Annotated in this window: 21 protein-coding genes, 3 tRNA genes and 1 pseudogene; 10 read left to right on the forward strand and 15 right to left on the reverse strand. The window is 67.1% G+C overall.

Features of this window, described 5'->3' with window-relative positions:
* Positions 1-12: 12 nt before the first annotated feature.
* The 5 genes from BM004_RS09330 to BM004_RS09350 form a co-directional block, all read right to left on the reverse strand.
* The gene (locus BM004_RS09330) at positions 13-717 is read right to left on the reverse strand and encodes a 4'-phosphopantetheinyl transferase family protein (protein ID WP_093212753.1); all 705 of its coding nucleotides are present in this window, start codon (positions 715-717) and stop codon (positions 13-15) included.
* Positions 695-1453: a thioesterase II family protein gene (locus BM004_RS09335; protein WP_177206445.1), complete on the reverse strand. Its 759-nt coding sequence runs from the start codon at positions 1451-1453 to the stop codon at positions 695-697. Before BM004_RS09335 ends, BM004_RS09330 begins: the two co-directional genes overlap by 23 nt.
* Entirely contained in the window at positions 1450-1704 is a 255-nt protein-coding gene (locus BM004_RS09340) for an MbtH family protein (protein WP_093135819.1), read from the reverse strand. Before BM004_RS09340 ends, BM004_RS09335 begins: the two co-directional genes overlap by 4 nt.
* A 141-nt stretch (positions 1705-1845) precedes the next feature.
* On the reverse strand, positions 1846-2109 hold the full coding sequence (locus BM004_RS09345) for a DUF4880 domain-containing protein (protein WP_093212755.1): 264 nt from the start codon (positions 2107-2109) through the stop codon (positions 1846-1848).
* Positions 2110-2211: 102 nt separating this feature from the next.
* Positions 2212-2733, reverse strand: a complete 522-nt coding sequence (locus BM004_RS09350) for a sigma-70 family RNA polymerase sigma factor (protein ID WP_093135813.1) — start codon at positions 2731-2733, stop codon at positions 2212-2214.
* Here BM004_RS09350 and BM004_RS41770 point away from each other — a divergent pair.
* Both BM004_RS41770 and BM004_RS09355 read left to right on the forward strand, forming a co-directional pair.
* Positions 2642-2848 carry a hypothetical protein gene (locus BM004_RS41770; RefSeq protein WP_218153059.1) on the forward strand — a complete coding sequence of 69 codons (207 nt, stop codon included), beginning with the start codon at positions 2642-2644 and terminating at the stop codon, positions 2846-2848. The genes BM004_RS09350 and BM004_RS41770 overlap by 92 nt on opposite strands.
* 236 nt (positions 2849-3084) lie before the next feature.
* Positions 3085-3933, forward strand: coding sequence for a plasmid replication/partition related protein (locus tag BM004_RS09355; protein WP_093212757.1), 849 nt, complete (start codon positions 3085-3087; stop codon positions 3931-3933).
* 44 nt (positions 3934-3977) lie between these two features.
* Here the strand turns inward: BM004_RS09355 and BM004_RS09360 are convergent, their stop codons facing one another.
* A complete protein-coding gene (locus BM004_RS09360; RefSeq protein ID WP_093135808.1) occupies positions 3978-4562 on the reverse strand; it encodes a BPSL1445 family SYLF domain-containing lipoprotein in 585 nt (194 codons plus the stop codon).
* Positions 4563-4903: 341 nt separating this feature from the next.
* Here BM004_RS09360 and BM004_RS09365 point away from each other — a divergent pair, with 341 nt between their 5' ends.
* The 5 genes from BM004_RS09365 to BM004_RS09385 all read left to right on the forward strand — a co-directional run bounded on the left by BM004_RS09365 (position 4904) and on the right by BM004_RS09385 (position 8590).
* Complete coding sequence (locus BM004_RS09365) at positions 4904-5686, forward strand: hypothetical protein (protein ID WP_177206447.1); 783 nt, start codon at positions 4904-4906, stop codon at positions 5684-5686.
* Complete coding sequence (locus BM004_RS09370) at positions 5683-6207, forward strand: GTP-binding protein (protein ID WP_093135803.1); 525 nt, start codon at positions 5683-5685, stop codon at positions 6205-6207. The genes BM004_RS09365 and BM004_RS09370 overlap by 4 nt, the downstream gene beginning before the upstream one ends.
* 29 nt (positions 6208-6236) lie before the next feature.
* On the forward strand, positions 6237-6620 hold the full coding sequence (locus BM004_RS09375; RefSeq protein WP_093212761.1) for a roadblock/LC7 domain-containing protein: 384 nt from the start codon (positions 6237-6239) through the stop codon (positions 6618-6620).
* A 116-nt stretch (positions 6621-6736) separates the two neighbouring features.
* Complete coding sequence (locus BM004_RS09380) at positions 6737-7096, forward strand: hypothetical protein (protein WP_093135798.1); 360 nt, start codon at positions 6737-6739, stop codon at positions 7094-7096.
* Between the two features lie 171 nt (positions 7097-7267).
* Positions 7268-8590, forward strand: coding sequence for a DUF418 domain-containing protein (locus BM004_RS09385; protein ID WP_093212763.1), 1323 nt, complete (start codon positions 7268-7270; stop codon positions 8588-8590).
* A gap of 19 nt (positions 8591-8609) precedes the next feature.
* On the opposite strand, the gene BM004_RS09390 is transcribed toward BM004_RS09385, so the two are convergent.
* Positions 8610-10427, reverse strand: a complete 1818-nt coding sequence (locus tag BM004_RS09390; protein ID WP_093212765.1) for a bifunctional metallophosphatase/5'-nucleotidase — start codon at positions 10425-10427, stop codon at positions 8610-8612.
* Positions 10428-10524: 97 nt separating this feature from the next.
* Positions 10525-11043, reverse strand: a complete 519-nt coding sequence (locus tag BM004_RS09395) for a hypothetical protein (protein WP_093213080.1) — start codon at positions 11041-11043, stop codon at positions 10525-10527.
* Between the two features lie 213 nt (positions 11044-11256).
* Here BM004_RS09395 and BM004_RS09400 point away from each other — a divergent pair, with 213 nt between their 5' ends.
* Positions 11257-11466, forward strand: a complete 210-nt coding sequence (locus tag BM004_RS09400) for a hypothetical protein (protein ID WP_093135790.1) — start codon at positions 11257-11259, stop codon at positions 11464-11466.
* Positions 11467-11577: 111 nt separating this feature from the next.
* Here the strand turns inward: BM004_RS09400 and BM004_RS09405 are convergent.
* Positions 11578-12012, reverse strand: a pseudogene (locus BM004_RS09405) (HU family DNA-binding protein); the annotation flags it as partial.
* Between the two features lie 138 nt (positions 12013-12150).
* Positions 12151-12840 carry a glutathione S-transferase N-terminal domain-containing protein gene (locus tag BM004_RS09410; protein WP_143072416.1) on the reverse strand — a complete coding sequence of 230 codons (690 nt, stop codon included), beginning with the start codon at positions 12838-12840 and terminating at the stop codon, positions 12151-12153.
* 28 nt (positions 12841-12868) lie between these two features.
* On the opposite strand from BM004_RS09410, the gene BM004_RS09415 reads away from it, so the two are divergent.
* Both BM004_RS09415 and BM004_RS09420 read left to right on the forward strand, forming a co-directional pair.
* Positions 12869-13261 (forward strand): LysR family transcriptional regulator, encoded by a 393-nt coding sequence (locus tag BM004_RS09415; protein ID WP_177206449.1) that lies wholly within the window; start codon positions 12869-12871, stop codon positions 13259-13261.
* A gap of 12 nt (positions 13262-13273) precedes the next feature.
* Positions 13274-13792, forward strand: a complete 519-nt coding sequence (locus BM004_RS09420; RefSeq protein WP_093212773.1) for a substrate binding domain-containing protein — start codon at positions 13274-13276, stop codon at positions 13790-13792.
* Positions 13793-13898: 106 nt separating this feature from the next.
* Here BM004_RS09420 and BM004_RS09425 read toward each other — a convergent pair.
* From BM004_RS09425 to BM004_RS09445, 5 genes are all read right to left on the reverse strand, one after another.
* Positions 13899-13975 (reverse strand) — tRNA-Asp (locus BM004_RS09425).
* 69 nt (positions 13976-14044) lie between these two features.
* Positions 14045-14120 (reverse strand) — tRNA-Glu (locus tag BM004_RS09430).
* Between the two features lie 55 nt (positions 14121-14175).
* Positions 14176-14251, reverse strand: a tRNA-Ala gene (locus BM004_RS09435).
* 34 nt (positions 14252-14285) lie between these two features.
* Positions 14286-15674 (reverse strand): glutamate--tRNA ligase, encoded by a 1389-nt coding sequence (gene gltX / locus BM004_RS09440; RefSeq protein WP_093135782.1) that lies wholly within the window; start codon positions 15672-15674, stop codon positions 14286-14288.
* A gap of 3 nt (positions 15675-15677) precedes the next feature.
* Entirely contained in the window at positions 15678-16901 is a 1224-nt protein-coding gene (locus BM004_RS09445) for an O-succinylhomoserine sulfhydrylase (RefSeq protein ID WP_093135779.1), read from the reverse strand.
* Positions 16902-16908: the final 7 nt, after the last annotated feature.

A 16908-nucleotide genomic window follows, 5' to 3' on the forward strand; every position in this document is an offset into this window, starting at 1 on the left:
GGCGGCACTGGCTCATGCGGGTGTCCTGGCGCGCCACGCCAATGCCGCCGCATAGCCGCAAGGCGCAGGCAGCGCGATGGCGGTGAAGGCCGACCACCCGGGCACGGTGGACGCGATGGACAGCCCGCCGCCCGCCCGCGGATGGATGCCGACGCACAGCAGGTGCTCGGGCACGCCGACGCCCACGGCCTTGAGCAGCGCCTCCTTGCCGACCCAACGCAGGTAGAGGGCCTGCATGCGATCGCCGGCGCCGCCCGCTTCACCGGCATCGCGCACCTCGCGCGCCTCCTGCAAGGTGAAGGCAAGCTCGAAGAGGGCCTCGGCATCGACGTCGTCGCGGCACTGCTCGATGTCGATGCCCACCTCGCTGACCTCGCGGCCGTCGGCCAGGACGATCAGCGCGTGGCCGCCCGAATGGGACACGTTGAACAGCGGCATGTCGCCGGCCGCGTCGACGAAGGGCTTGCCGTGCACGCCGGGCGACAGCGGCACGTCGCAGGGGCCGCAACCCATGCGCCGCGCGAGCAGCCGGCGCGTTGCGGCGCGCGCGGCCGCGAAGCGCACGCGGTCGGCGCGCCTGGCGAAGCGGCATGCGCGCTCGTGTTCGACACGCGACAGCACGGACCACGCGTCGCGGTCGTCGCGCGTCAGGTCGAAATCCAGGCGATACACCTCCATGCCCGCGGGCAAGGCGTCATGCAACTGCATGAGGTGCATGCCGTCCTCCGGCCAGGGCCAGCGCCTGGCTCACGCGCCGCGCCAGCACATCGAGGAACGCAGCCTCGCGCTGGCGGATGAAGAAGTGGCCGCCGTCGAACCAGTCGAGCGTGAACGCGTCGCCGGCATGCGCCGACCAGGCTTGCATGCGCGACGCGTCGATGTCGTCCTGCCGGCCCGCGAAGACATGCAGGGGCATGGGCAGCGGCGCATCCGGTGTGTCTGGCGTGTAGGCGAAGCTCTCGCAGACGCGGTAGTCGGCGCCGAGCGTGTCGAGGGTGATGCGCATCAGCTCGGCGCTGGCGAACACTTCCTCGGGGGTGCCGCCCTGCTTGCGCAGGTCGGCCGTCAACGCGGCGTCGTCACGCGTGTCGGGCAGGCGATCGGGGTCGCGCTGCGACGGGACCGAGCTGCCCGACGCGAGCAGCGCGCGTGGCAGCGGCCGGCCCAGCGCGCGCAGCCGCTGCGTGACACCGTAGGCCAGCAGCGCGCCCATGCTGTGGCCGAAGAGCATGAAGCTGCCCTGCATCGCATCGGCCTGTTCGGTGCAGATGCGCGCGACCTGCGCATCGAAGCTTTCGACGAAGCGCTCGCCCATGCGCATGCCGCGGCCCGGCAACTCGACGGGCACGATCTCGATCCAGCGCGGCAGCAGGGGCCGCCAGCGCAGGTACATGGTTGCGCTGGCACCCGCGCACGGCAGGCACAGCAGCGACACCCTCGCCGGCACGCTCATCGAAGCGCTGCGGCTTCAGCGGCGGGCGTTCCTTCCTGCGCGGCCATCCAGTCGCGCAGCGACTTCGGGCGCATGTCGGTCCAGTTCTTCTCGACATAGTCGAGCGCGGTCTTCTTGTCGCCCTTGACGCCGTCGACGGCCTTCCAGCCGCCGGGCACGGCCTTCCAGTGGGGCCAGATGGAGTATTGGTCTTCGTGGTTGACCAGAACGATGAAGGTTTCGTCTTCGCGGTCGAAGCAGCTGGTAGACATGGTGCGTCCTTGTGCGGTTGATCGGGGAAGCGGGCGGGCAACCGGGCCGGCGGGCGGCCGATTGCTGCGCTTCTGATCAACATGACGGTTCAGGCGCGAATCTGTTCACCCTCGATGCGGGTGATCAGGGGCACACGGCGCTCAGGTGTCGTCGCCGGGCGCGGGGCGGTCCTGTGCCTGGCCCTGCGTCTTCTTCCATGCCTCGACGTCGACGGCGGGCGGCACGAGGCCCGCGAGCAGCCAGAGGCGCGCGGCCTTGTCGTAGGCCTTGCGATGGGCCGGGTCGGCAAGCAGCCATGTCACCATTTCGACACGCGCGGCTTCGCCGAAACCTTCGCGGTCGTGTTCGCGCCGCACCCAGGCCCATGCGGTGCGCCAGATGAGGTCGTCTTGCTCTTGTGTCATGCGCGTATGGTTTTTACCTTACACCGATCGCGCACGAGAAGGAAAGCGAGCGCACCCCCCTTTCGGGGCTGGCTTTGGTGGACGCGCGCGCTGCCCCGTGCGTCAGTCGTTGATGAGGTGGCGCATGCCGCCGATGGCTTCGTCGGCCTCGGCGATCAGCCGGTTCACGAGGCCGAGCGCACAGCCCAGTTGCACCGCGATGTCGCGCTGCGTGAGGCCCTCGAGCCGGTAGAGCTGGAATGCGACGCGGGTTCGCGCGGGCAGCTGCGACAGCGCCTGCTCGATCAGCCCGACGACCTGGCGGTCACGCATCACGCAGTCCGGCGACGGCGGGCCGGGCACGTCGAGCGTCTCCACGTCGACGTCGAAGGTGCGGTAGGTGGCCTCGAGCGACTGGCGGCGGCAATGGTCGAGCGCGAGGTTGCGCACCACCTGGCAGCAGTAGCCCATGGGCTTGTCGATCTTGCGGCCGCCGGCGCCGTCGGCAATGCGCAGGTAGGCGTCCTGCACCACGTCGTCCGCGAGTTCGGTGGTGCGCACGATCCTGCGGGCAACATGCCAGAGCTGGGCCCGGTTGGCGACGAAAACATCTCCCAGCGATGGCTCGAACGTAGGTGACAGCATCTTTGAACAACTCCAGATGGGGGGCCAGGCGTCGAAATTCGAAACGGCGCGCGCGATGCGCATTGGCGTGAATGCAACCCATCCGGATCCGGTGCAGGGGCTGCATATTAAATAAGAATCATTACTATTTAATGGCGAACAACCTCCCGAATTCGTGAGGTGTCCTTACCCATAAAGACGTTCGAGCGCACCAAACAGAGACACGTCGAACACGTCGGCGTGGTTGCAAGACGTATCCAGGGGAGGCTCGGCGCGGGCCACTAAAATCCCGCCCCTTGCCTGTTTTTCCCGGCGTTTCCGGTTTTCCCGCTGTCACGCCGCGTCCCGCGTCCCCGCTCCCCCTCTCCCCCAATGAACATCGTCGTCAACGAAGACCTCAAAGCCTATATAGACCCCCTGACGCCGGAGGAATACGAAGCCCTCGAACGCAGCATCCTGGCCGAGGGCTGCCGCGACGCGCTCGTGCTGTGGGGCGACGTGCTGGTGGACGGCCACAACCGCTACGGCATCTGCCAGAAGCACGGCCTGCCGTTCCAGACGGTGCAGAACACGCGCTTCAAGTCGATCGACGACGTGCACCTCTGGATGATCGACCAGCACCTGGGCCGGCGCAGCATCTCCGACTTCCTGCGCGGCGTGCTCGCGCTGCGCAAGAAGGACATCGTCGACCTGCAACGCGCCCGCACGGTGGCGCCGCCGGCTGCGTCTTCGGATGCTGCCGCGCACGACCCGTCCGACCCGCCGTTCGATGTCGATCCGCCCGCCGACGGCGACGCCCCCGCCGTGCCGCCGCCCGCCCCGCTGAACAGCCGCGAAGCCATCGCGCGCGCCGCGCGGCTGAGCAGCAGCCAGGTGGGGATGATCGAGAAGATCCAGAAGCAGGCCGCACCGGAACTGGTGGCGGCCGTGAAGTCGGGCGTGATCTCGATCAACACCGCGGCCGCCGTGGCCACGCTGCCGGCCGAGGAACAGGTCTCCGCCGCGATCGCCGGCAAGGACGAGCTCAAGCAGGCCGCCAAGCGCGTGCGCGATTCGAAGAAGAAGCCGCGCGAAGAGTCCGCCGAGCCGGCTTCGGACGAAGCGCAGCAGGACAAGCCCGATGCGGTTCAGGCGCTGGAGCAGCGCGTGGCCGAGCTCACGGCCGAGAACGAGGCCTTGCGCAAGCAAGTGGCCGAGCTGCGGGCGCAACTCGGCCAATGACGCCGGCGGGCTTTCAGGCCCTCAGGCCCCTCAGCCCCTGATGCCTACAGCTGGATCTCGCTGATCTTCGCGCCAGAGAGCGAAACGCCGGCTTCCAGCCCGATGTTGGTCATCACGAAGCCCACCACCGGCTGGCGCAGCGTGTTGGTGTCGATGCTGCCGTTGGCGCCGATGGTCGCGAGCGCCACCGTGGCGTCGGCACCGGCCGTCCAGCCCTTGCTGTTGCGGAACTTGTCCAGCGCCGCCTGCGTGGTGAACAGGTAGATCACCGCCTTCGACTGCGCGCCGGCCTGGAAGCCGACCGAGCCGGCGGTGGTGCTGTAGTACGACTGCGTGCGCCCGTTCACGCGCAAGGCACCTCGGCCGTATTCGGCACCGACCCCCAGGCTGCCCCCCACCACGGCGGGGAACACCAGCACACCGCTGGAGCGCGCCACCAGTTCGCGCGAGCCCTTCACCGAGTCGTAGAGCTTGGACAGCGCGGCGTCGGCCTGGGCGTCGATGGACGTGCGCGACGACGCGCTGCTGGCCTGATCTTGCGGTCGCGTCGTGGTGCAGCCGACAAAGGCCAGGCTGCACGCGGCGAAAGCGGACGAGAGCGCAAGCGTTCTGAAGTTCATGGCTTTCATGACGAAATCCTTTGCAAAGAAGGTGGATCGGCGAGGAAAACCCCGCTTTTGTCTGCCAACAGCGGCAGGTGCGCTCATGCTAAGACGCGAAAACCGGCCCCCGCCCACCTTGAGAAATCCGCCTACGCGAAGACACGGTGTCCATGAATGGCCTGAAACTTCGCTCCGTAATCTTGTGTTTTTATTTGCAACAAGTGTTATATTTTTATCGTCATTGGTCGAGATAGTCCTGTAGTACTACTTTCGATGGCCCTTCAAACCGGCCGCCGAAGTCCAGCCGGGGAGCCTGCTTTGCAATCAGAACGGCGTTCACGCCCAAAGTTGGTGCTGTCGGTGCCGGCATGACAACAGCCGCCCATCCCGCCCTCAAAAGCCAGCGCGCCTTGCTGAGCTTCAGCGTCGAAGGCCTGCCGCCGCGCGAAGAGCTGCTGTTCAAGTCGCTGGTCCGCCTGCTCGACCACCGCACCCACCAGCACTGGGCCTGGAGAGCCGGCCCGGCCGATCTGCGGGTCGTCGGCGAAAAGCTGCCACCCGTGGGCGACGCGCCGGCGGTGCCGGTGCTGGCCGTGGGCCAGACCGACCCGCAACGCGGCGGCCACTTCCTCGCACTGCCGCTGCATGCCGACGCGCTCGAGCAGACGCTCAACCGCCTGGGCGCCATGGTCGTCCACGCCCGCGGGCTGGGCCTGGCGGCGGCCGAGGCAGACCTGGCCGAAGACGACGAGTTCCGCCTGCTGCGCTGGCCGCCCGCCGCGCTGCTCGAGGCACCCCACCGCATCCGGCTCGCCACGCTGATGACAGGGCGCCCCACCTCGCTCGGCGTGCTGCGCCAGCGCTCGGGCCTCGGCGTGCAGGAATGCCTGGACTTCATTGCCGACCTGCGCCGCAGCGGGCTGCTCGAAAGCGCACAGGAGACAGCACAGGCGGCACAGGCGGCACAGGCGGTGCGAGCCGCGCAAGACAAGCAGGCTGCGGCAGCCACCGCCAATTCTGCTTTCTTCGACAGCGTCGCCCCCGACAGCCGCCCCGCCCTCCCGTATCCGCCGGTGCGCGACGCCGTGCAGCCCGGCTTGCTGGCCCGCATCCGCAGCCGGCTCAGCCTGCTGACCACAGGGCCCCGATGACCGTCGAACACAAGATCCTCTTCACCGGCACGATGGGTGCCGGCAAGACCACCGCCATCGGTGCCGTGAGCGAGGTCCCGCCCGTGAGCACCGACGTGCGCAACACCGACACCTCGGTTGCCAAGGCCACCACCACCGTCGGGCTCGACTACGGCGAACTCACGCTCGACAACGGCGAGAAGCTGCGCCTGTACGGCACGCCGGGCCAGATGCGCTTCGACTTCATGTGGCGCATCCTGGCGCGCGGCGCGCTCGGCCTGGTGATCCTGGTCGACAACAGCCGGCCCGATCCGCTGGCCGACCTCGACGTGTATCTCGACGGTTTCGCCGAACTGATCGCCACCACCGCGTGCGTGGTGGCGGTGGGACGCATGGAGTCGCATCCGCAGCCCGACATCGACGCCTACGCGCGCCGCGCCGAGGCCAAGGGCGTGCTGTGCCCGGTGCTGCCGGCCAACGTGACCGACCCGCAGCAGGTCGTTCAGTTGCTGGAGCTGCTGCTGCTTCAACTCGAGGCCTGAGCCTCTCTTTTCTTCATTTCCGGGCAGCCATGAACATCACCCCCCAGATCAAGCTCGCCGCCGAATCCGCCATCGACACGCTGATGAGCGAGATCAAGGGGGTGAAGGCCGTGGTCATCTCGACCGAGGACGGCCTGGAGCTGGCCGCGCGCGTGGAGAACACCGCGCAGGTGGCCCGCCTGTCGGCCATTGCCAGTTCGCTGGCCGCGCTGGGCGCCGTCGCGGGCGAGGAGAGCGACCTCGGCGACTGCGACAACGTGACCATCGAGGCAACGCACGGCCACATCCTGATGCTGCAGGCGCGCCACCCCGAGCTCACGCTGATCGTGAGCGTGGTCACCGGCAAGGACGCGATCATCGGCCAGGTCCTGTACTTCGCGAAGCAGGCGACGCTCGCGCTGCAGCACGCCTGAGGGCGGCCGCGCACCGGCGCCGATCCGGCACACCCGTTCGACAACACCGGCAGCCGCCCACCTCTTCGCCCGGGTGGCCGCCGACTCCAAGGGGCGAGGGACTACGAAGGATTTCGATGGCAAATATCAAGCAATCCATGGACGACCTGATGACCTGCGACGGCGCGCTGTGCGCGGCGCTGGTGGACTCGAGCAGCGGCATGATCCTGGGCCAGATCGGATCGGGCGTCGACCTGGAAGTCGCGGCCGCGGGCAACACCGAGGTCGTGCGCGCCAAGCTGCGCACCATGCGCGACCTGGGCTTGAACGATGTCATCGAGGACATCCTCATCACGCTCGGCAAGCAGTACCACATCATCCGCCCGATGCAGAAGAAGGAAGGCCTGTTCGTCTACCTGGTGCTGGACAAGGCCAAGTCGAACCTCGCGCTGGCACGCCGCAAGGCGCTGGACGTCGAACAGAACATGACGGTCTGACGCCGGCAGGCCGGTGGCGGGCCAGGCGCCACCGGCGGTCACGTGAGGCCACCCACGGCCACGGGCGGCGCAATGTTCGCGCAATGCTGATTCATAGCATCGCAGGTCTCTTGCGGGCGCGCGCTCCCAGCGGCCCGCCATCCGGCAACCGAACCGACCCTGCGCACCCCGATGACATTCGACCCTGCAAGGCTGCCTCGCTACTCGACCGCGGGCGGCTCGCTGAAACCCTCGAACCCCACCGCCAACGCCGCCATCCATCCGCGCACCTCGCCGGCGCCCGCCGCGCGGCGGCTCGAGCTGCTCGACGCCCTGCGCGGCTTCGCGCTGCTCGGCGTGCTGCTGGTCAACCTTCGCAGCTTCTCGCTGTACGAGTTCATTGCGAGGTCGCAGCGCGACGCGCTGCCCACCGCCGCCTGGGATCGCGCGCTTTCACTGGCGATGGAGCTGCTGGTCGACGCGAAGTCGATCACCCTCTTCACCCTGCTCTTCGGCGTGGGCTTCGCAATGCGGTCGATCCGCCTCGCCGGCAACACCAACACCGACGGCATGCGCCTGCACGTGCGGCGCATGCTGGTGCTGCTGGCCATCGGCCTGGTGCACGCGTACCTCTTCTGGTGGGGCGACATCCTGCGCTACTACGCGGTGTTCGGCCTGCTGCTGCTGGCGTTCACCCGGCTGCCGGCGCGCACGCTGGCCGTGCTCGGCGTGTGCGTGGCCGTGGTGCTGCCGGTGCTGCTGCAACCGCTGGTGCCCGGCCTGCTGCCGGCGCAGGCCGGCAAGGCCCAGGCCTCGGCCGCCGCATGGAGCGCCTTCGTCAGCGGCGACTGGGCCACGATGCTCCAGGGCAACCTGGCGCGCGACATGCGCATGCGCATCGCCGTGTGGTCGCTGCCGCTGTTCGTGTTCGGCCGGTTGCTGCTCGGCATGGCCATCGGCCGCGCGGGCGTGCTGCGGGAATCGGTCGCGCACCGGCGTTTCTGGGTACGGCTGCTGCGCGCGAGCTTCGCCGTTGCGGTTGCCGCTTCCGCATTGCTGATGCTGCGGGACCATGGCGGCACCGGCGGCACAGGCGGCACCGCCCTGGTGGCCAGTTGGCTGGGTGAAGGCGCGGGCCTCCACGCGACGCGCCTGCTGCGGGAGCTTGCACCGCTGGCGCAAGGCGTGTTCTACATGGCCGCCTTCGTGCTGCTGTTCCAGCATGCGGCGTGGCGGCACTGGCTGCGCAAGCTCGCGCCGATGGGCCGCATGGCACTGACCAACTACCTCGCGCAGACGCTCTTCGGCCTCGGCCTGTTCTACGGCATCGGCCTGGGCCTCGGGCCGCAGTTCGGGATCGTGGGCGTGGTGATCTGCGGCGCCGCGATCTTCGCGCTGCAGGCGCTGTTCAGTTGCTGGTGGCTGGCGCGCTTTCGCTTCGGGCCGGCCGAATGGCTGTGGCGCAGCCTGGCCTACGGCAAGGCCCAGCCGATGCGCCTGCAGGCCACGGCCTGAGGCGCACCGGCGCAGCCCTTCAGGGCAGGACCGTGAGGCGGTCGGTGGCCGGTGGCGCCAAGGGGCTGCCGGCCTTGATGTAGGCCTCCAGGGCGTCCACGTCCTGGTCGCCGCCGAGCGAATCTGTCCCCTGGTTGAAGACGGTGAAGTTGTCGCCGCCCGTCGCCAGGAAGCTGTTCATCGTCACGCGGTAGGTCGTGGCGTCGACCATCGCGGTGCCGTTGAGCGACAGGCCGCTGATGCGCGAGCCGGCGGGCGCCGAGAGGCTGTAGCTGTAGGTGAGGCCCTTGGACGGCAGCAGCACCTTCGGCGCGGCCGCGGTGTTGGCGCCGCTGTTGAACTGCTGCTCCAGCACGGCCTTGATCTGCGCCCCCGTCATCGTCTTCACCACCAGGCTGTTGCCGAAGGGCTGCACCGCGAAGATCTGGCCGTAGGTGACGCTGCCGTCGCCGGCAGGCGCGAGGTCGGCGCGCACGCCGCCCGGGTTCATGAAGGCGATCTGCGCCGCGCCCTTGCCCACCGGGCTGGTGGCGGCGAGTTGCGCGTCGGCGATCAGGTTGCCCAGCACGCTTTCCTTCGACGCGGTCTGCGTGCGCGTGGCCGTGGCGGTCAGCGAGCCCACCACACGCTGCACCAGCGGCCCCGCGATGGTGAGGTACTGGCTGATGAGCGCGGCCACCTCCTGGTTCTTGCCGAAGGTGGGGTACTGGTCGGTCAGCGCGACGGTGGTGGCGCCGCTGGTGTAAGCCTCGCCCTGCACGATCACGTTGTCGGCCGCCTTGGCCGTGACCTTGCGCGTGCGCGTGTCGATGGTCAGGTTGATGTCGGTCAGCAGCGTGCCGTACTGGCCGGCGCTGGTCAGCAGGAAAGGCTTGGCCGGGTTGGTCTTGCCGTAGTCGCACACGTAGGAGCGGTGTGTGTGGCCCGAGATCACGATGTCGACCGAGGCGTCTAGCTTGTCGAGGATCGGCAGGATGTCGCCGCTCAGGCCCGCGCAGCTCTTGTCGTTGTAGCCCACGGTGGTGGTGCCGCCTTCGTGGATCACGACCACGACGGCATCGGCGCCCTGCGCCTTCAGCTGCGGGATCAGCGCGTTGGCCGTGTCCGCCTCGTCCTTGAAGCTCAGGCCCGCAACGCCGGCGGGCGTGACGATGTTGGGCGTGCCCTTCAGCGTCATGCCGATGAAGGCCACCTTCACCGTGGCGCCGTCCTTGGTGAAGGTCTTCATGCCGGTGGCCGGGAACAGCGTGTTGCCGTCGCCCTTCACCGTGTTGGCCGCCAGGAAGCCGAAGTTGGCGCCCGGGAAGCTCTTGTTGACGCGGCAGGGCTCGAGCGCGGTGTTCTTCGCGCAGCCGCCGTTCTTCATGCGCAGCAGTTCGGTCTGGCCCTTGTCGAACTCGTGGTTGCCGACCGCGTTGAAGTCGATCTTCATCGCGTTCACCGCTTCGATGGTCGACTCGTCGAGGAACAGCGCCGACACCAGCGGCGAGGCACCGATCATGTCGCCGGCCGACACCACGGCGTTGTTCGGGTTCTTCGCCTTGAGGTCGGCGATGGCCGAGGCCAGGTAAGCGGCGCCGCCGGCGGGCACCGCCACCGTACCGCCGGCCTTGGCGGGCGCGGTGATCGACAGCTTGGGCGGCTCGAGGTTGCCATGCAGGTCGTTGAAGGCGATGAGCTTCACGTCCACGGTGGCGGGCGCCGGGGCCGGCGGGTTCGACGCGGGAGGCGGCGCGGCGATCGGCAGGAAGCCGTTCGTGTTGTTGCTGCCGCCACAGGCGGTGAGCATGGCCAGGACCGCGCCGGCCAGGGCGGCGTGTTTCGACGATGGATGCATGAACCTCTCCTCTGCTTTGGAATCCAGCGGATGCTGGCCACGGCAGATGACGATGCCGTGACCCCCTCAAGCCCTCTGGGGGTGATCTGCCAGGCGGTCAGGGAAGAAGCACGAGGCGCGTCGCCACACCTTGGCCGAAGGCCGCCTGCAGCAGGGCCCTGGCTTGCGCGCCTTCTGCTTCGCCCAGCTTCGGCAAGTGCGGCACGGCCAGCCAGCCCTCGGCGGGCCGGCGCTGCAGCTGCCAGCCTTCCTGGCCCAGACGGATGAGTTGCGCGAGCGCCGCGGGGTCGGCGACGGCCAGCGCGTCGGGTGTGATGTCGAGCCAGTCGACGACCTGCTCGGTCTCGCCGCCAAGGCGTGCGGCGGCGCCCTCGGCGAGCGCGCGCTGCGTGACGGCGTCGCGCACGGCGCCTTGCAGGATGATCCCGCCGCCGTGCCAGCGGATTTCGAGCGCGGGCGCCGCGGCGGCTTGCGTGGCCTGTGCAACGGGTGCCGCCTGCGCGACCTGCGCGACCTGCGCGTCTTGCACGGACAGCGACCGCCAGGCGGTTGCCGCGGCGACGGACATGACCAACAGGCAGATGGCCGTGATTGCGAGGGTCGTGGATCGCTTCATCGCGCGGAGCATCTTTTCGATCGGCGGGAGGAGAAACAGGAAGGACTGCGAGCGTGCCACGCGGCGCATGACGCCGATGTGACCGCTGCCGGGCACGACGTTGAACAGACCTACACACATCGCCGCAGCGCGATGACCCCGCGCCGCCGCAGGCCGTGTAAGCTGGCATCGAGAACCTGATCCCCCCGACCACTCAACCCGAGGAACGCACCCATGCCAGCGAATGCGAAAGTGACCGGAGATGTCGAATACCGAGCCGGCGACGGCCCCCTGATCCTCATTCCCAGAGGCCCGATCGAAATCGAGCTGGCGCCCGACAGCGCCGTGCTCAGCTGGGGCGATGGCGGCAGCGCGCAGACGACCGCGATCCCGATCGCCGAGTACCAGCGTTATCTGGGCGAAGGCGTGATCGAGCCCGATTGAGATCTGGCTAGACGCTGCCGCTTGCGCAGCGCCCATAAAAAAACGGCCCCGAGGGGCCGTTTTTCTTTGGTGCATGCGCGGCTGCAGGAGCCGCGTCACGTCACTGTCTGCTTACTTCTTCTTGGCTGCTGCTGCCTTCTTGGCGGGAGCGGCCTTCTTGGCGGGTGCAGCCTTCTTTGCTGCAGCCTTGGCGGTCGGCTTGGCGGCGGGCTTGGCGGCGGGCTTGGCTGCGACAGCCTTGCCGTCGGCCTTGCGCTTTGCAGCCTTCGGGTCCACGGCGGCCTTGAAGGCAGCGCCCGGCACGAACTTCGGCACCTTCTGTGCGGCGATCTTGATCTTGGTGCCAGCGCTGGGGTTGAAACCCGAGCGTGCAGCGCGCGCGACTTGCTTGAACGTGCCGAAGCCGACGATCTGCACGGGGTCACCCTTCTTCACTGCGGCGACGATCGAGCTGGTGACAGTCTCGAGGATGCGCGCGGCTTCTGCCTTGCTGACGTTGTGGGCGGTGACGATTTTTTCGACGAGTTCGATGCGGTTCAACTGAGTTTCCTGATAGGTTTGATTTCGCCATGTTGCCTATGGCGGCGCAGCACGATACAAGCTGCAAGCGGTCCGGAGTTTATTCGACTGCGAGAGCCCGGATGTAACGCGGTCGCTTCGGGCCTTCATTGAAGTTGCTCGCCATCAGTCTGCAGCGAGCCCTTCGGCCTCCATCGCGGCACGCACGGCGGGCCTTTCAGTGACCACTTCCATGTACGCGCCGATGGAGGGCCACGCCGAGAAATCGAGTCCTGCCAACCGGCCAAGGCAAAGGATGGGATAGAGGTATGCATCCACGACCGTGAAGCCTTCGCCGAGGATGTACGGCGCCGGCCGCACCATCGATGCGATGCGTTCGAAGATACGCGTGTCGGCGATCGGCTTGCGCTTGTAGCTGGCGGGCACGTCGGGATCGAACATGGGTGCGAAGCCTTTGTGCAGGTCGCTTGCGATGACGCTCGATGCCTCGGCGAGACGATGGCGCGCCATGCTGCCCGCGAGCGGTGCGAGTTGCGACGACCGCGCCAGGTCGGGGAGGTCCTGCAGCACGGCGAGGCCCTCCGTGAGCACTTCGCCGTCGTCGAGTTCGAGCGCGGGCACCTTGCCCATCGCGGTGACCTGGAGGTAGCTGCGACCCGTGGCAAGCAGCGTCTTGCTCTCGAGATCGACGCGAACCAGCTCGGCCCGCAGGCCCGCTTCGCGCAGGACGATGTGGGCAGGCAATGAACAAGCTCGGGGGCTATAGAAGAGTTTCATGATCGGCTCCTGTCGATGGATCACGTTGCGTTGCGAGACGTTGTGCACGTGATGCATGGCGGATGCGAGGAGCTTCATGCAAAAGCAGGTTGGCGGCACAAGACCGATGAACCGCACTCACGAGTTGCCGATCTCGGAGGCGGATGCACGCGTGTTCGTGACCGTGGCCGACGCCGGCAGCTTCACCGCGGCCGCGGCGCTGCATGCGATGACGCCCTCGGCGGTGAGCAAGTCGATCGGCCGGCTCGAGAGCGATCTTGGCGTGCGGTTGCTGGTGCGCACGACGCGGGCGTTGCATCTCACGGAAGAAGGCGCGGCGTTTCACGAACAATGCGCGCGCGCGTTCGAGATGCTGGCCGAGGCCGCGCAGGAAGCGGGCGCGGACACGCATGCGGTGGCCGGCACGGTGCGCGTCGGATTGCCGTCGCTCTTCGGCACTTGCCTGCTCGCACCGCGATTGCCCGCGTTGCTTGCGCGGCATCCGAAGCTGCGCGTCTAGATCGTGTCGACGATGCAGCTGTCCGACGTGTTCGACCGCGACCTCGACGTCGCGATTGCCGCCGGTGCGTTGCCCGACTCGAGCCTCGTCGCACGTCCGCTGGGCCATGGACAGTTCGTGACGGTGGCCGCGCCGGCCTGCTTCGGCGAGATGCCAAGACCTTCTCGACCCGATGAACTTCACAGCCACCGATGCGTGACGTACACGCGACCCGACGGCAGAGAAGAACCGTGGAATTTCGAAACGCAGGAAGGGCCCGTGCAGATCGAGCCGCACGCGTCGCTGCGTTCGGATGACATGCATCACATCATCGCGATGGCCGTCGCCGGATTGGGCATCGCGCAACTTCCGATGTTCGTGATCGCAGCGCATCTGGCTGATGGACGACTCGAACGTTTGTTGCGCGCATGCGAGCTACGCCAAAGCTTGCATCGCTCGTGTACCCCGCCGCTCGCGCGATGCCGCGACGCGTTCGCGTCTTCATCGAGCACTTGCAAGCGGACGAACAGGCACAGCAACTCGCAGGCGTGACACGCGCGAGCGATCGCATCTAAAGACGTCGTGTGGAGGGAAGAGAAAGAAGCCGAGCCAGAAAGTGAAAAGCCCTTGCAACTCTAGAGCTGCAAGGGCTTCTGACTGGCGGAGTGGACGGGACTCGAACCCGCGACCCCCGGCGTGACAGGCCGGTATTCTAACCAACTGAACTACCACTCCTGGTAGACAACGTTCGCTTCTTGCGAAGCCGAGTGTTGACAACTCGTGCCTGCTTCACTTGCGTGAAACTGGCGACCCTACGGGGATTCGAACCCCGGTAGCCACCGTGAAAGGGTGGTGTCCTAGGCCTCTAGACGATAGGGTCAAAACCTTAGGAACCGTGCTGCGATCAGCACTTATCTTCTTCTCTCGACACTTAATGGTGGAGGTAAACGGGATCGAACCGATGACCTCTTGCATGCCATGCAAGCGCTCTCCCAGCTGAGCTATACCCCCTGTGGGTGTCGAGCCTCGAATTATAGCCCGTTTATCAGGCCTTTTTCAATCTTTCGAGAACTTTTTCTTTTGAAAAAATCTCGAGGACTGAATCGAGGGACGGTGTCTGCGATGTTCCCATCACAAGCACTCGTACTGGCATCGCTAACACTGGCATTTTTAATGCGTGTGTCGCAAGCACTTCCTTGATGATACCTGCGATTGAGGGCTTATCCCATGTCGCAGTCATCAATTTTTCTGCAAGCGTTGCAATTGCGGGCTTCACTGCATCGGTGATGTGTTGTGCGCGATCCGCATCGCTCACTTGGATGTCCGCATAGAACGCAGTGGCCCAGTCGGCGAGTGCCACCGTGGTGTCGCAGCGGTCCTTGAACAACGCGCAGATAGCAGGCAAGCGCTCGTCGGCAACGATGCCGCGCTTTTGCAACTGTGCTGCAACAAGCGGCGCGAGCTCGTCACCGCTCTTCGCCTTGATGTACTGCGCATTCACCCACGCAAGCTTCGCAGCGTCCCACTGCGCGGGGCTCTTCGAGAGATGCGAGCCGTCGAACCAGCTCACCATCTGCTCGCGCGTGAACAGCTCGTCGTCGCCGTGGCTCCAGCCCAGGCGCGCGAGGTAGTTCAGCATGGCCTCCGGCAGGTAGCCGTTGTCTTCGTAGGCAGTGACGCTCACGGCGCCGCGGCGCTTCGAGAGCTTCTGACCGTCGTCGCCAAGAATCACCGGCACGTGGCCGAACTCGGGCAGCGATGCACCGAGCGCGCGGAAGATGTTGATCTGCCACGGCGTGTTGTTGATGTGCTCGTCGCCGCGGAACACGTGCGTGATGTTCATGTCCCAGTCGTCGACCACCACCGCGAAGTTGTACGTGGGCACACCGTCGGGTCGCAGGATGATCAGGTCGTCGATCTCGCGGTTGTTGATGGTGATCTCGCCCTTCACGAGGTCGTTCCAGGTCACGTCGCCTTCGGGCGGATTGCAGAAGCGCACCACCGGCGGCACGCCTTCGGGCACGGGCGGCAACGCCTTGCCCGGCTCGGGACGCCAGCGGCGGTCGTACAGCGTCTTCTCGCCGCGCGCGCGTTGTGCCTCGCGCATTTCGTCGAGCTCGGCCGGCGTGCAGTAGCAGTGGTACGCCGTGCCGGCCTTCAACATTTGCGCGATGACTTCGCGGTAGCGCTCCAGGCGCTGCATCTGGTAGATCGGGCCTTCGTTGTAGTCGAGGCCGAGCCAGTGCATCGACGCGAGGATCTGGTCGGTCGAGTCCTGCGTGGAGCGGGCTACGTCGGTGTCCTCGATACGCAAAACGAACTCACCACCGTAGTGGCGTGCGTAAGCCCACGAATACAGCGCGGTGCGCGCCGTGCCGAGGTGAAGGAAACCCGTGGGGGACGGTGCGATGCGGGTGCGTACTTTGCCGGTCATTTTTTATATGGAATTCAGGGTGCCCAGGCCGCGCGCGAGGTCGGCCTTGATGTCTTCGGCATGCTCGAGGCCGACCGCGAGGCGGATCAGTCCCTGGCCGATGCCGGCGGCCTGGCGCTGCGCCTCGGTCAGGCGGCCGTGCGAGGTGGTGCCAGGGTGCGTGATGATGGTCTTCACGTCGCCGAGGTTGGTGGCAACGCTCACCACGCGCGTGCTGTTGATCACGTGGAACGCGTTGGCGCGCGCGGTTTCGGGCGTGTCGCCGACCACGTCGAACGACACCACCGCCCCGCCCTGCCCCGACTGCTGCTGCATGGCCAGTTCATGCTGCGCATGCGAGGCCAGGCCGGGGTAGTACACACGGGCGATGCCGGGCTGCTTTTCGAGCCACTGCGCCACGTCGAGCGCATTGGCGCAATGCGCCTTCATGCGCACGCCGAGCGTTTCGATGCCCTTGAGCACGACCCACGCATTGAACGGCGCCAGCGCCATGCCGGCGGTGCGCACCACGGGGCCGAACACGTCGACGATGAGTTTCGAAGGCCCGCAGATCGCGCCCGCCATCACGCGGCCCTGGCCGTCGAGGTGCTTGGTGCCCGAGTGGATGACGAGGTCGGCGCCCAGCGACGCCGGGCGTTGCAGGATCGGCGTGCAGAAGCAGTTGTCGACCGCCAGCAGCGCGCCCGCGGCGTGCGCCACGTCGGCCAGCGCGCGGATGTCGCAGACCTCGGTCAGCGGGTTGGTCGGCGTCTCGGCGAACAACAGCTTGGTGCTGGGCTTGACGGCCGCGCGCCATTCGGCCACGTCGGTCTGCGACACGAAGGTGGTCTCGACGCCGAACTTGGCGAACTCCTTGCCGAACAGGTTCAGCGTGGAGCCGAACACCGAGCGCGAGCAGATCACGTGGTCACCGGCCTTCAGCAGGCCCATGCACATCATGAGGATCGCGCCCATGCCGGTCGACGCGGCAATTGCCGCCTCGGTGCCTTCGAGCGCCGCAATGCGCTGCTCGAAGCTGGTCACAGTCGGGTTCGAGGTGCGCGAATAGGTGAAGCCCGGCTCCGTGCCCGCAAAGCGGCGCATCGAGGTCTCGGCGTCGGGCTGCACGAAACCGCTGGTCAGGAACAGCGCGTCGGAATGCTCGCCGTACTGGCTGGGCGCGAGGCCGGTGCGCAACGCGAGCGTGTCGGGATGCAGGCCGGGCGGCAGGGTGCGTTCGTCGCTCACAGGTGTT

The sequence above is a fragment of the Variovorax sp. OK212 genome (assembly GCF_900112425.1).
Lineage (GTDB): Bacteria > Pseudomonadota > Gammaproteobacteria > Burkholderiales > Burkholderiaceae_C > Variovorax.

Excerpts from the sequence above, each read along its gene's own strand:
- BM004_RS09360 (WP_093135808.1), bottom strand. The coding sequence starts at position 4,562 with ATGAAAGCCATGAACTTCAGAACGCTTGCGCTCTCGTCCGCTTTCGCC.
- BM004_RS09375 (WP_093212761.1), top strand. The coding sequence starts at position 6,237 with ATGAACATCACCCCCCAGATCAAGCTCGCCGCCGAATCCGCCATCGAC.
- BM004_RS09330 (WP_093212753.1), bottom strand. The coding sequence starts at position 717 with ATGCACCTCATGCAGTTGCATGACGCCTTGCCCGCGGGCATGGAGGTG.
- BM004_RS09355 (WP_093212757.1), top strand. The coding sequence starts at position 3,085 with ATGAACATCGTCGTCAACGAAGACCTCAAAGCCTATATAGACCCCCTG.
- BM004_RS09395 (WP_093213080.1), bottom strand. The coding sequence starts at position 11,043 with ATGAAGCGATCCACGACCCTCGCAATCACGGCCATCTGCCTGTTGGTC.
- BM004_RS09410 (WP_143072416.1), bottom strand. The coding sequence starts at position 12,840 with ATGAAGCTCCTCGCATCCGCCATGCATCACGTGCACAACGTCTCGCAA.
- BM004_RS09415 (WP_177206449.1), top strand. The coding sequence starts at position 12,869 with ATGAACCGCACTCACGAGTTGCCGATCTCGGAGGCGGATGCACGCGTG.
- BM004_RS09345 (WP_093212755.1), bottom strand. The coding sequence starts at position 2,109 with ATGACACAAGAGCAAGACGACCTCATCTGGCGCACCGCATGGGCCTGG.
- BM004_RS09365 (WP_177206447.1), top strand. The coding sequence starts at position 4,904 with ATGACAACAGCCGCCCATCCCGCCCTCAAAAGCCAGCGCGCCTTGCTG.
- BM004_RS09350 (WP_093135813.1), bottom strand. The coding sequence starts at position 2,733 with ATGCTGTCACCTACGTTCGAGCCATCGCTGGGAGATGTTTTCGTCGCC.
- gltX (WP_093135782.1), bottom strand. The coding sequence starts at position 15,674 with ATGACCGGCAAAGTACGCACCCGCATCGCACCGTCCCCCACGGGTTTC.
- BM004_RS09385 (WP_093212763.1), top strand. The coding sequence starts at position 7,268 with ATGACATTCGACCCTGCAAGGCTGCCTCGCTACTCGACCGCGGGCGGC.
- BM004_RS09340 (WP_093135819.1), bottom strand. The coding sequence starts at position 1,704 with ATGTCTACCAGCTGCTTCGACCGCGAAGACGAAACCTTCATCGTTCTG.
- BM004_RS09390 (WP_093212765.1), bottom strand. The coding sequence starts at position 10,427 with ATGCATCCATCGTCGAAACACGCCGCCCTGGCCGGCGCGGTCCTGGCC.
- BM004_RS09370 (WP_093135803.1), top strand. The coding sequence starts at position 5,683 with ATGACCGTCGAACACAAGATCCTCTTCACCGGCACGATGGGTGCCGGC.
- BM004_RS09400 (WP_093135790.1), top strand. The coding sequence starts at position 11,257 with ATGCCAGCGAATGCGAAAGTGACCGGAGATGTCGAATACCGAGCCGGC.
- BM004_RS09380 (WP_093135798.1), top strand. The coding sequence starts at position 6,737 with ATGGCAAATATCAAGCAATCCATGGACGACCTGATGACCTGCGACGGC.
- BM004_RS09420 (WP_093212773.1), top strand. The coding sequence starts at position 13,274 with ATGCAGCTGTCCGACGTGTTCGACCGCGACCTCGACGTCGCGATTGCC.
- BM004_RS09335 (WP_177206445.1), bottom strand. The coding sequence starts at position 1,453 with ATGAGCGTGCCGGCGAGGGTGTCGCTGCTGTGCCTGCCGTGCGCGGGT.